At 68.6% G+C, this 12,422-nt stretch carries 12 protein-coding genes; all 12 read left to right on the top strand.

Features of this window, described 5'->3' with window-relative positions; all coding sequences use genetic code 11:
- On the top strand, positions 1-1,840 hold a 1,840-nt coding region (locus tag Q8O14_10810; GenBank protein ID MDP2361223.1), incomplete at its 5' end, for an ATP-binding protein.
- Positions 1,841-2,246: 406 nt separating this feature from the next.
- Entirely contained in the window at positions 2,247-4,040 is a 1,794-nt protein-coding gene (locus tag Q8O14_10805) for a hypothetical protein (GenBank protein MDP2361222.1), read from the top strand.
- 343 nt (positions 4,041-4,383) lie between these two features.
- On the top strand, positions 4,384-6,039 hold the full coding sequence (fliD, locus tag Q8O14_10800; protein ID MDP2361221.1) for a flagellar filament capping protein FliD: 1,656 nt from the start codon (positions 4,384-4,386) through the stop codon (positions 6,037-6,039).
- Between the two features lie 13 nt (positions 6,040-6,052).
- Positions 6,053-6,472 (top strand): flagellar export chaperone FliS, encoded by a 420-nt coding sequence (gene fliS, locus Q8O14_10795; protein MDP2361220.1) that lies wholly within the window; start codon positions 6,053-6,055, stop codon positions 6,470-6,472.
- A gap of 9 nt (positions 6,473-6,481) precedes the next feature.
- A complete protein-coding gene (locus tag Q8O14_10790) occupies positions 6,482-6,679 on the top strand; it encodes a hypothetical protein (GenBank protein MDP2361219.1) in 198 nt (65 codons plus the stop codon).
- 48 nt (positions 6,680-6,727) lie between these two features.
- Positions 6,728-7,222: a flagellar biosynthesis anti-sigma factor FlgM gene (locus tag Q8O14_10785; GenBank protein MDP2361218.1), complete on the top strand. Its 495-nt coding sequence runs from the start codon at positions 6,728-6,730 to the stop codon at positions 7,220-7,222.
- 322 nt (positions 7,223-7,544) lie between these two features.
- Entirely contained in the window at positions 7,545-8,108 is a 564-nt protein-coding gene (locus Q8O14_10780; GenBank protein MDP2361217.1) for a bifunctional nuclease family protein, read from the top strand.
- Positions 8,105-8,953, top strand: a complete 849-nt coding sequence (locus Q8O14_10775) for a hypothetical protein (GenBank protein ID MDP2361216.1) — start codon at positions 8,105-8,107, stop codon at positions 8,951-8,953. Before Q8O14_10780 ends, Q8O14_10775 begins: the two co-directional genes overlap by 4 nt.
- An 11-nt stretch (positions 8,954-8,964) precedes the next feature.
- Positions 8,965-9,258 (top strand): DUF1844 domain-containing protein, encoded by a 294-nt coding sequence (locus Q8O14_10770; protein MDP2361215.1) that lies wholly within the window; start codon positions 8,965-8,967, stop codon positions 9,256-9,258.
- Positions 9,255-10,610, top strand: a complete 1,356-nt coding sequence (gene glmM / locus Q8O14_10765; protein ID MDP2361214.1) for a phosphoglucosamine mutase — start codon at positions 9,255-9,257, stop codon at positions 10,608-10,610. Before Q8O14_10770 ends, glmM begins: the two co-directional genes overlap by 4 nt.
- An 80-nt stretch (positions 10,611-10,690) precedes the next feature.
- On the top strand, positions 10,691-10,963 hold the full coding sequence (locus Q8O14_10760; GenBank protein MDP2361213.1) for a EutN/CcmL family microcompartment protein: 273 nt from the start codon (positions 10,691-10,693) through the stop codon (positions 10,961-10,963).
- A 247-nt stretch (positions 10,964-11,210) separates the two neighbouring features.
- Positions 11,211-11,864 carry a deoxyribose-phosphate aldolase gene (gene deoC / locus Q8O14_10755; GenBank protein ID MDP2361212.1) on the top strand — a complete coding sequence of 218 codons (654 nt, stop codon included), beginning with the start codon at positions 11,211-11,213 and terminating at the stop codon, positions 11,862-11,864.
- Positions 11,865-12,422: the final 558 nt, after the last annotated feature.

The following is a 12,422-nucleotide window of genomic DNA, read 5'->3' as shown; positions in this document are numbered from 1 at the left end:
GGACCTGGGCACCGGACTGTGGCAAAGCTCGCCCGTGCTGGACGAGATCTTCGGACTGCGCGGCCAGGACTTCCACCCGGATGTGGCGGGCTGGGTCAGCCTCATCCACCCCGATGACCGGGTGGAGATGGAGCGCTATCTGCGCGAGGACGTCGTCGGACGGGGCGGCGAGTTCGACCGCAGCTACCGCATCTTCCGGCGCCAGGACGGCGCGCTGCGCTGGGTGCACGGGCGCGGTCGCCTCACCCATGGCCCGGACGGCCGTCCCACGCACATGCTCGGCTCCATCCTGGACATCACGGAGCGGCAGGAGGCGGAGGAGGCCCTGCGGCGCAGCGAGGCCCACTACCGCGAATTCTTCGAGCACGATCTCACCGCCGACTACATCTCCCTGGCCGACGGCAGCCTGGTGGACTGCAACCCAAGCTTCCTGGCCCTCTTCGGCTTCGCCTCCCGCGAGGAGGCCCTGCGCACCAATGTGGGCGTCCTCTACCCCGACGCCTCGCTGCGGCGCGCCATGCTGGAGCAATTGACCCGGCAGGGCAAGCTGGAGTACCTCGAGATCGAGCTGCGCGACCTGGCCGGCCAGCCCGTCCATGTCATCATGAACGTGCTGGGCAGCTTCGACGAGGAGGGCGGGCTGCGGCGCATGCAGGGCTACCTCTTCGACATCACCAAGTTCAAGCTGCTCCAGCAGCAGTTCTACCAAGCCCAGAAGATGGAGTCCATCGGCCGCCTGGCCGGGGGCGTGGCCCATGACTTCAACAACCTGCTCACGGTCATCAACGGCCATGTGGACATGCTGCAGGCCCAGTGCAAGGATGAGGACCCGCTGCGCGAGCAGCTGGGCGAGATCGGCCATGCCGGGGAGCGGGCGGCCCGGCTGACCCGGCAGCTGCTGGCCTTCAGCCGCCGCCAGGTGCTGCAGCTCGAGGCGATCGATCTCAATGCCGTGGTGGGTGACATGCAGCGCATGCTGCAGCGCCTCATCGGCGAGGACGTCCGCCTCGTCACCGAGCTGGACCGGGACTGCGGCACCGTCATGGCCGACACCGGCCAGCTGGAGCAGGTGGTGGTCAACCTGGCGGTCAACTCCCGCGACGCCATGCCCGATGGTGGATCCCTGACGGTGGCGACTCGTGCCGTGCAGGTGGACGAGGAGTTCTGCCGCCTGCACCCGCCCATGAGGCCGGGCCACTTCTGCCTGCTGGAAGTGACGGACACGGGCGCCGGCATGAGCCGGGAAACCCTGGGCCGGGTCTTCGAACCCTTTTACACCACAAAGGAAAAGGGGAAGGGGACGGGCCTGGGTCTGGCCACGGTCTACGGCATCGTCAAGCAGATCGGCGGCTTCATCTGGGTGGAAAGCGAACAGGGCGTGGGCACCACCTTCCAGATCTTCCTGCCCGTGGTCCGCGAACAGGCCCGCCGACGGGAGGCGGAGCGCCCCTCGGATCAGCATCTGCGCGGCAGCGAACGCTTGCTGGTGGTGGAGGACGAGGTGATGGTGCGACGCCTGGCTGTGCGCATGTTGACCAGCCACGGCTACACCGTCCTGGAGGCGGCGGACGGCGAGGAGGCCTTGCGCCTGCTGGGGGACAGCGGGGCGGGCGTCCGCCTTGTGCTCTCCGACGTGATCATGCCCCGCATGGGGGGCCGCGAGTTGGTGGAGAGGCTGTCCCGGCTGCCCGATGCCCCGCGGGTCATCTACATGTCCGGCTACACGGAGGATTCCATTGCCCGCCACGGCATCCTGGATCCAGGCGTGCACTTCATCCAGAAGCCCTTCGACATGCTGGTGCTGTTGGCGAAAGTGCGGGCGGTCCTGGACGAGCCCTGAACGCGAAACAGTGCGGCGGCGCGGCGGGATTCCGCATGCGTGGGGACGGATCCACCGGGCGAGGGGCCGTAGGATGATCAGTTGATGCATTGACCCCCCCCCCCCCCCCGCGTCACCCAGTCGTCATCTGACCATGACTGGCGGCCCGCGGGGAGGGGGCCGGCCAGCCCGACCCAGCGTTGGCGGGAGCGATGAAGAGAGCGGGGCGGCCGAGCCCGGCCGACGGCCAACCATGTCCTTCAGAAAACAATCGCCTGCTTTGGAGAGCCAGATCAGCCCACCATATGCGACCTTGCGGTTGAAGCAGGTTCACGTTTGATCGAGCGAAGTCGTCGCCGGGACGGGCCGACGCCACGGGAGGTGGCGCATCGGCCAGGACCGCTCCTCCGCGGAAAGGCAGGCTCTCATGTCCCCCCACACCTTCCACATCCCCGTGATGGGGACAGGCTTCAGCATTGCCACGCCCTTGGCCGTGGCCCCGCTGGGCATCGACAGCTGCCTTTCGCTGGTGGACGACACCCTGATCGAACAGATGCGCCGCCAGCTCTGTGCCCGCTTCGACCGGGCCTTCACGGCCATCGCGCGCCGCGAGGAGGACAGCCGCGCCCGCCGCATCACGGCCTATCTGGATCTCCTCAACGAGCTGGTGCAGGAGAAGGTGGATGAGATCCGCCGCCAGCCCTTCTTCCAGGCCAACGACAAGGAGCGCTACTTCCGCCTCTTGCCCGACGAGTCGCCCCTGCGCCAGGCCTGGCTGAGACTGCTGGAATTGCGGGACACCCCCGGCTGCGCGGAGCGACAGCGCGAACTGGAGGCGCGCATCACGGCCGGCTCCATCGACGTCAACATCATGGCCAAGCTGGACCGGAGCAACCAGGACGCCCAGGGCCACACCCTGCCCGCCGAGTTCAACGATGCCATGGCCGCCCTGCGCGGCTTCGCCAACAGCAGCCTGGAATCGGCCCTGGTCGTCTCAGCCGGCCTCAACAAGCGCCTCTACCGGTACATGGCCCAGTTCCGCGACTTCTACCGGGACGCGGGCGGCACCCTGCGCAAGCGCATCATCATCAAGGTGAGCGACTTCCGCTCCGCCCTGGCCCAGGGGCGCATCCTGGCCGGCCTGGGTCTCGAGGTCCACGAGTATCGCGTCGAATCCGGACTCAATTGCGGCGGCCATGCCTTCGGGGCGGGCGGGCGCCTGCTCTCCGGCCTGCTGGCGGAGTTCCGGGAACGCCGGGACCAGCTCTGCACGGAACTGCGTCCCCTCGTCGAGGCCTTCCACCGCTCCCAGGGCCGGGAAGAGGCCCTGCCCGAGCAGGCCTGCCGCAGCCGCCTCACCGTCCAGGGCGGCCTGGGCGTGCACGGGGAGGCCCGCCGCCTGCACGAGGACTACCAGGTGGACGCCACCGGCTGGGCCAGTCCCTTTCTTCTGGTGCCGGAAGTGACCTTGCTGGACGACGCCACGCGGAACCAGCTGGCCGCGGCCGGCCCCGAAGATTTCTACCTGAGCGACTCCTCGCCCCTGGGCATTCCCTTCAACAACCTGCGCGGCAGTTCGAGCGAGGAGTGGGGCCGGGAGCGGGCCGAGCGCGGCCGGCCGGGCTCGCCCTGTCCCAAGGGGCACCTCGTCTCCAACCTGGAATTCGGGGAAAGTCCCCTCTGCACCGCCTCGGCCGAGTTCCAGCGCCAGAAGCTCGCCAGTCTGGCCCCGGAGGACGAGGCGGGGCGCGCCGCCGTGCTGGTCAAGTCCTGCATCTGCGACCATCTGGGCAACGGCGCCCTGGTCAAGCTGGGCGCCACGGAGAAGGCCCTGCCTGTGGCCGTCTGTCCGGGGCCGAACCTGGCCTGGTTCACGCGCAACTACAGCCTGGACGAGATGGTGGACCACATCTATGGGCGCGTCCAGCTGGTCGGGTCCGAGCGGCCGCACCACCTGGCCGCCGAGCTGGTGATCAGCGTGGACTACTACGAGCGGCTGATCGAGCGGGATGACGGCAGCGAGTCCAGCCGCCGCGGCCTGGACGAGATGAGGCGCAACCTGGAGGCGGAGCTGGACGGCCTGGAGCGGTTGGCGGAGCGGCCGCCCCACCCCGATGAGAACCTGGCCAGCCTGCGCCCCGCCGTGGCCACCCAGCGCGCTCGTCTGGCTGCCCTGGCCGAAGCCTGGTTGGCCTGCCGGGCACTTCCCCTCCTCACCTGAGCGGCGGCGGAGTCCGTCCCCTCTTCTCGTCGGCACCAGCCGCCACGCTCCCGTCGCGTCCGGAACTAGGGGAGTTCCGAAGCCGCCCTGCCGCCGATCCGCCCAGCGTCCACGCCGGGCAGGTCCCGGCTCCAGCCTTTTCTCCATCGGCCGATCTCCTCCTGCGACAGACGCCTGGACCCGCGCCGGTCGGGCAAACTGTCACGGGACTTGCTCACTTCGGAATTCGCCACCCCACCGGGGGCCAGGCGGTGCAATTTTGCCCGAAGGACCGATCGACTGGGCATATGCTGCCGGTTGGAGGGCTCCCGTGGTGGGCATCGTAGGGGAAGGAAGCGCGGTCATGGCCTCGGTCAGCACCATCAGCGGCCTCAGCTCAGGCATCGACTGGCAATCCACGATTGACGCCTTGATGAGGTTGGAGCAGCGCCGCGTCACCTTGATCGAGAACCGCCAGTCCCTGGAGCAGAAGCGGCTGGACGCCTGGCGGGCCATCAACAATCGCATGCTCGCCCTCAACACCTCCATGGGCTCCCTGCAGGAGGCCGCCGCCTTTCTCAGCAGCCGCGCGCTCAGCAGCCAGCCCAACAGCGTGGCTGTCACCGCCACGGGCAGCGCGGCTCCGGGCGTCTACCGCGTGCAGGTGGAGCAATTGGCCGCGGCGGCGCGCCTGGTCCATCAGGGCGTGGCCAGCGCGGACGACTCCTCCCTCAACACATCGGGCGCCGACCAGGTCTTCGCCTATACCTACGGCAGCGGCGACGAGGCCGTCACGGTCACGCTGGCCATACCCGACGGGGCCACCCTGAGGGATCTGCGCGACCTCATCAACCAGGACGCCGCCAATCCCGGCGTGCGTGCCAGCCTGCTCAACGACGGCAGCGGCGGGGCCAACGGCTGGCACCTTGTGCTGTCCGGCACGGCCACCGGACTGGCTGCCCAACTGGCGGTGGATGAGGAGCTGACCACCCTGGGCGGCGGCAGCTTTGGCGCCGCTGCGTTCACCGTCACGCAGGAGGCGCGCAACGCCCTCTACCGCGTGGACGGCTATCCACCGGAAGGCTGGCTGGAGTCGTCGGGGAACACACTGACGGACACGATCGAGGGCCTCAGCCTCACCCTTGCGGCGTCCACCGCCGGCGAGGAGCTGACCATCACGGTGGAGCGCGACGACGCGGCGATCAAGGCCAAGATCCAGTCCTTCGTCAGCGCCTACAACGACCTGGTCGGCCTCATCAACAGCACGACCACCTACAATTCCGAAGAAAGCACGATGGGTGTGCTGCTGGGGGACAGCGGTGTCAACCAGTTGAAGCGCACCATCAGCCAGCTGGTGACGCGGCCCTTCGCCGGCTTGGACGCGGACGCACGTTACACGCTGCTGGGACAGGTCGGCATCAAGAGCGGCGCCGGCGGCCTGCTCGGCATGGATGAAACCAAGCTGGAGGCCGCCCTGGCCGGCCATCCCGAGGATCTGGCGGCTCTTTTCACCTTCAACGCACGCAGCGACAGCCCGGTCTTCCGCTTCTTCACGCGCCAGGCGGACACACCGGCCGGAGCGGTGTCGCTCAGCGCCGAGTACGATGCCGAGGGCGCGCTGGTGGGCGCCACCCTCAACGGCCAGACGGCGCGGGTGGACGGCCGCCTCATCTCCGGCCCCGAGAATGGCCCCTGGGCCGGATTGCGCATCCTCTTCCGCGACCCCGGCGACGGGCCGGGCACGCGCAGCGGCACGATCACGCTGATCCACGGCGCCGCCGCCGCCCTGACCCGCTCCCTGACGGCATTGACCGACAGCGAGCGCGGCCTGGTCAGCTTCCAGACCAGCCGGCTGGAGAAGTCCATCAGCCGACTGGCCGACTCCATCGAGGACATGAACGCACGACTTGAAGCAAAGCGCGCGCAGTTGACGCGGGAGTACCTGGCCATGGAAAGCGCCATGAGCAGGCTGCAGTCCCAGTCCAGCGCGCTGAGTTCGCTCACCACGTCCTCCAGTTAGGAAAGGGCCCGGCATGAGCCAGGATCTACGCTTCCGCCAGTACCATGAGACCCAGGCGCGGACCGCCGACCGGGGCCGCCTGCTCCTGATGGTCTACGATGCGGCGGTGGGGGCCGTGCGGGACAGTCAGCGGCTGATGAGGGAGGGCGACGTGCCCGGCAAGGGAGTCCAGATGGATCGGGCCATCCGCGCCGTGGGCGAGCTGCGCCAGTCCTTGGACATGGAGAAGGGGCAGGACATCGCCCGCAGCCTGGACCGCCTTTACGAGTTCATGCTGCACCGCATGAGGGAGGCCAACCTGCGCAACGATCCCTCCCACCTGGAGGTGGTGGCGCGACTGCTGGAGGACTTGCGCGCCACCTGGTCCCAGGTCATCCGCCGGCAGGAGCAGGATCCGCCGGCCGAGCAGGGCCGCGCGGCGATCCAGGTCTAGGGGGCCCCCATGCGCACCGAACAGGCGGGGCAGACGCTGCTCAAGGCCTATCAGGACAACATGGCCCAGCGCCAGGCGGAGCGGCCGGGCCGGCCCGCCGCCGAGCTGCGCGGCACATCATCCACGCCGGAGACCGAGGCCGGGGTGGAGGAGCCGCGTCAACCTCGGGAGTTGGGCAAGGGACGACTTCTTGACATCTATGGGTGAGCGGAGTTCCGCTCACAAGGAGCGGATGGGACCTGAGGGGAGGACCTGATGGACATTTCCACCGGCCAAACATCCCAGTTGGGACAGGCCCTGCGCCGTGCCGCGATCGAGGCGCGCTACCAGAGCGTGCGTGATCTGGGTCGTGCCGCCGAGAGCGCCCTGGCGGGCGAGGACCGGGTCGAGATCAGCCGGGACGGGCGCGACCTGGGACGTTTGCGCGGCGTGCTGATGGACGCGGCCGCGGCCCTGCCCGATGTGCGCGAGGAGATCCTCGCCCAGGTGCGGGATAGGATGGCGACGGGCTACTACGATAGGGAGGTTGTCGTGGACCGAATCAGTGATCGCCTGCTGGAGCAGGGCAGTCTGCGCGCGGCCTCCGCTGGCGCTGTCGGCACTCCGGAAGAGGACTACCGGCAGGACCTGATGCGGGAAGTGAACGACAAAATCCAGTCGGGATTTTATACCGATGGCGAAGTAATGAAGTTCGTCGCCGATCGGTTAATGAATATCTATCAAATTGATTCTCATGGAGATAAAGAATAGTTATCGTCTATAAGCTGTTGACCCGCTGTTGCAGGAATTCATTTGCCTCTTAGCTTGAGATCTGCTATAGTTGCGCCCGTTCCGGCTTCCTAGGCCGGTGTGCCCACGACCTGAACTGACAGCGCGAGGATTCCGGCGACCATGGTCGCCATCAGACTATCTGCCTGGACCTGCGTGCAGGTCAAATCCCAATAGCAAAGCCATGACCCGCTTGCGGGACGTGGTGAGTACGGGAGGCTGGGCCGCCGCAGGGCGGCCCACTTTACTCTTATTGGCCCCGGCCGGCCCGATCACTACCTTTTCCTGCCCAAGGAGGTGTCCCGTGATCGAGGTCATCGTCACCAAGGTGAGCTTCAACCCCCAGCAGGGCGGATACATGGTGATCCTGCGTGAGAAGGACTCCGAGCGCTGGCTGCCCATCCTGATCGGGCCGGTGGAAGCCCAGGCCATCGCCGACAATCTGCGGGGCGGGCAGTTCCAGCGCCCCAGGACCTTCGACTTGATGGCCTCCCTGCTGCGGGCACTGGACGGACAGGTGCGCGGCGTGCAGATCAACCGCCTGCATGAGAACACCTTCTTTGCCGAAGTCGTGTTGGAGCGACCCGACGGCGAGCGCATCCGCGTGGACGCCCGCCCCTCCGACGCCATCCCGCTGGCTTTGCGGCTGGGCTTGGCCATCCAGGTCCATCCCGATCTGATGGAGGCCGCCGGCCAGCATGGATTCTCACAAGCGGTGACGCTTGAGGAGTTCATCCTCAAGCTGGAGGGCGAGCTGGACGAGGCGGTGGAGCGGGAGGATTTCGAACAGGCCGTCCGCCTGCGGGACCAGATCCGCTACTATCGAAAGCTGATCCAGCCCGATGAAGAGGGGGAATCCCGCCCATGAGCGGCACTCCTGTCCTGGCCGAAACCCTGCTTGAACATCTGCCCTACCCGGTTTACCTGCGTCCCCGCGGCGCCGGCGCCGATGCCTGGCGGCCCCTCAACGCCGCCGCCCGCCGCCTGGGGGTGCTGGGGCTCCAGTTGTGCGGGGATGGGGCGCCCAGCTCCGGCTTCTGGCGCCTGGAAGCGGGGGAGGAGGAGCTGCTTGTGCCCGGCCTGGATCCCGAGTCCGCCCGGCGCGGCGAGCAGTTGGAGAGCTTCGGCCGCTACACGGGCGGCATCGTCCACAACCTCAACAATCCTTTGAATGCCCTGTCGGGCATGATCCAGTTGATGCAGTTCCGCCATCCCGAGCTGGCCGATCTGGAGCGCCTGGACCTCCAGACCGACGAGTTGGCCGGCCAGATCCGCCTGCTGGGCGACCGCTACCGCCGTCTGCAGGAGTACGAGCGGGGCACCCCTCTCACCTGGGAACTGGTTGTGCACGAGGAACTGCGCTTCTATCGCGCCGACGCGGCCCTCAAGCACCGCTGTGAACAGGAGCTGGACCTGCCGGCCGACCAACCCTGCCCCCTGCCCTACCGCGAGGCCAGCTGGCTCTTCGACCGCTTGTTGGAGTCCATCCTGCTGCTGGTGCGCGAGGACGACATGAGTCCGCTCCGGGTGGACCTGGCCGGGGGCTGGCCCTGCCTGCGTCTGCAGCGGCCCGACCTGGGCCGCGCCGCGGAGGCCCGCACCCTCTTGGCACGGCCCCTCATGCTGGACTTGCTGGCCGGCTGCGGTCGCCGGCTGGACTGGCGCGCCGACGAGGCGGAGGCGGTGGCGGCCACGGCCCCCCTCGACAACTAAGGAGTGCGTCCATGGACAAGAACGATCAGCTGCTTTTCTCCTTGATCCTGCAGTACCAGCAGCTCGCCATGATGGCGCTGGGCAAGGTGGCCCGCCCCGGCGACGGCATGCGCACGGACCTGGAGGAAGCGGCTTACTTCATCGACGTGCTCGCCATGTTGGAGGACAAGACGCGGGACCGCCTGCCCGACGAGCTGGTGCGCATGCTCACATCCGCCGTCACCGACCTGCGGCTGAATTTCGTTGACGAAAAGGCGCGCCTGGACGCCGTCCTGCCGGCCGCCGCCACCGAGGGCGACGCGTGAGCCGCCTCATGATCTCCATCTCCGGGATCCGGGGCGTGGTGGGCGAGGGGTTCAGTCCGGAGGTGGTGGCCCGCTATGCGACGGCCTTCGGCGAGTACTGCGGCGGCGGCCCTGTGGTGCTGGGCCGCGACACGCGTCCAAGCGGACCCATGGTGCGCCAGGCGGTGGTGGCCGGCCTCACGGCGGCGGGCTGCCGCGTGCTGGACGCCGGCGTGGTGCCCACCCCCACGGTGGCCGTGCTGGTGGAGGATTTGGGCGCCGCCGGCGGTGTCTGCATCACGGCCAGCCACAATCCGGTGGAGTGGAACGCCCTCAAGTTCTTCCATGGCGACGGCCTCTTCCTGGACCCCGAGCAGAGCCGGCGTCATCTGGAGATTGCCGCCCGCGGTCCGCACTGCGTCTCCTGGGATCGCCTCGGCTGCCTGGACGCCATCCCCGACGCCGGCGAGGCCCACGTCAAGCGCATTCTGGCGCTGGGCCTGCTCGATGTGCCGGCCCTGCGCAAGCGGGGCTTCCGCGTGGCGGTGGATTGCGTCAACGGCGCCGGGCGCGTCCTGGCGCCCCGCCTCCTGCAGGAGCTGGGCTGCGAGGTGGTCAAACTGGGCGTGGAGGACAGCGGCCTCTTCAGCCGCGGGCCGGAACCCACCCCGGAGAACCTGGGCGCGCTCTGCGAGACCTTGCGCAGCAGCCCCTTCGATCTGGGTTTCGCCCTGGATCCCGATGGCGACCGCCTGGCCCTGGTCGACGGCAAAGGCCGTCCCCTGGGCGAGGAACTGACCCTGGCCCTGGCGGCGCGCCACGTGCTGCGGCAGGAGGCATCCCCCCTGGTCGCCAACGTCTCCAGCAGCCAGATCCTGGACGACGTGGCCCGCGAGGCGGGGGTCGACCTGCACCGCACCAAGGTGGGGGAGATCAACGTCAGCGTGCGCATGCGCCAGCTGGGCTCCGCCATCGGGGGCGAAGGCAACGGCGGCGTCATTCTGCGCGACCTCCACCTGGGTCGCGACGCCCTGGTGGGAATGGCTCTCATTCTGCAATACCTGCTCGAGAGCGGACGGGAGCTGCGCGTCCTGCGCGAGGAGCTGCCCACCTACGCCATGATCAAGCACAAGCTGGAACTGGGAGTGATGGATCCGTCCCTGGCCCTGCTCAAGGTCCGGGAGGCCCTGCCCGAGGCCCGCCTGGACGAGACGGACGGCCTCAAGTTCCTCCTCGATGCGGGAGGCGGCCCGGCCTGGGTGCAGATTCGCGCCTCCAACACGGAGCCAATCCTGCGCATCTTCGCCGAGGCTTTGAGCGACCAGGTGGCGCAGGGCCTGGTGGAGCGGGTGGGACGCGCGCTGGAGAGCTGATCCTTCACCTGCGCCGCACGATGGCGCAAGGAGAGCTGGGCTCGCCGTCCAAGCCCGGCCGCGGATGAAAAGGATGGTCCATGCAGATCGCGCTGGTGACGGGCGAGGTGGTCTCCACCGAGAAGCATGCCGAGTTCAAGGGGCACAAGCTGCTGCTGGTGCGTCCCCTGGGCCTGGACGGGCAGCCCCGTGGCGCGGAGAGCATCGCCCTGGACACGGTGGACGCCGGCATCGGCGACCGCGTCCTGGTGAACAAGGAAGGGGGCAGCGCCCGCCTGGCGCTGGACAATCAGCGGATTCCCGTCCAGGCCCTCATCGTGGGGGTGGTGGACGCTTTCCACATCGATGGGTGAGGCCATGAGCGGGGATATTGTCGACCGCATTGTCAAGGAAGTGCTGGAGCAGCGCGGGGCGAGAGCGGCGTCGGCCGCCCGTCCCCTGCCCGCGCCGGCGGAGCAGCCCTGCGCCGTGACGGGGGCGTCCCGCCACACCGCGGCGCCGCCCCCCGCCTACCAGCCGGATCGTGTCCTGGCCTGCGGCGCCGACCGCGTCAGTTGCACCCTGGGCCTGCTGGACCGCGTGCGGGGCGAGATCGCCCGCATGATCGACCACACCCTGCTCAAGGCCGACGCCGGACGCGCCGATATCGAGCGCCTCTGCCGCGAGGCCCGCGAACACCACTTCGCCAGCGTCTGCATCAACCCCTGCTGGGTCGCCCTCTGCACCCGCCTGCTGGAGGGCAGCACGGTCAAGGTCTGCACCGTCATCGGCTTTCCCCTGGGCGCCACCACGAGCAAGGCCAAGGCCGCTGAAGCCCGCCAGGCCGTGCGCGACGGCGCCCGCGAGGTGGACATGGTCCTCAACGTGGGGCTGGCCCGGGACGGTGAATGGCGGGCGGTGGAGGAGGACGTGCGCGCCGTGGTGGAGGCGGCCGGCCCGCGCATCGTGAAGAAGGTCATCCTCGAGACCTGCCTGCTCAGCGACGAGCAGATCGTCAAGGCCTGCCTGGCCTGCCGCGCCGCCGGGGCGGATTTCGTCAAGACCTCGACCGGCTTCTCCAGCGGCGGCGCCACCACCGAGCATGTCGCCCTCATGCGCCGGGTGGTGGGGGCCGGCATGGGCGTCAAGGCCTCGGGCGGGGTGCGCAGCCTGACCGACGCCGTGCAGTTCATCGAGTCGGGGGCGGATCGCCTGGGCGCATCGGCCAGCGTGGCGATCGTGGGCGGCAAGCCGGCCGCCGGCGGCGGTTACTGACGGCGCACGATGCGCCTTCCCCCTGCCAGGGGGAAGGCCGGGATGGGGGTTTGCCCCAGGGTCCTTGTTTTCGGCCTCGTCGCGACGCTGGACTTGCGGCGCCAGCGCCGCGCTCTTGCACCTTTCTTTCACGGGCGAAAGAAAGGTTCCCAAAGAAAGCCCTCTCCAAGACATTCAGGGCCCTAACTAGGCGGCCTCACGGCCGCCGTCGAACAGAGGGCCCTATCACTTTATGCGGACACCATGGCAGTTGGTTCAGGCCTTCGGCCTTCACGTCACGCCAGGCGAAGCTTCACCTGGCATATCCAAACCTTGTTTTCGGCCTCGTCGCGCGCGCCACGCCGGGACGTCGCGCGCAGCGCGGCGTCTGAGCGTATGCGCGCGCAGAGGCCGAAGAGCCGGTGCCCACAAAGTCCACAGTCGCGCGACCCCGCGCGTGTCACCGCCATGGCTGGGCAGGGTCTGCGAGCCTTTTCTTTGCCCCGCTTTCTTTTCGCGAAAAGAAAGTGGGAAAGGGCGGCGCTTGCGCCGCAAGGCCTTGTCGGACAGAGGGCCCTA

The sequence above is a fragment of the bacterium genome, assembly GCA_030685015.1.
Classification (GTDB): domain Bacteria; phylum CAIWAD01; class CAIWAD01; order CAIWAD01; family CAIWAD01; genus CAIWAD01.
The sequence above is the reverse complement of the archived record's forward strand: the minus strand, read 5'-3'. Positions and strand labels throughout refer to the sequence as shown.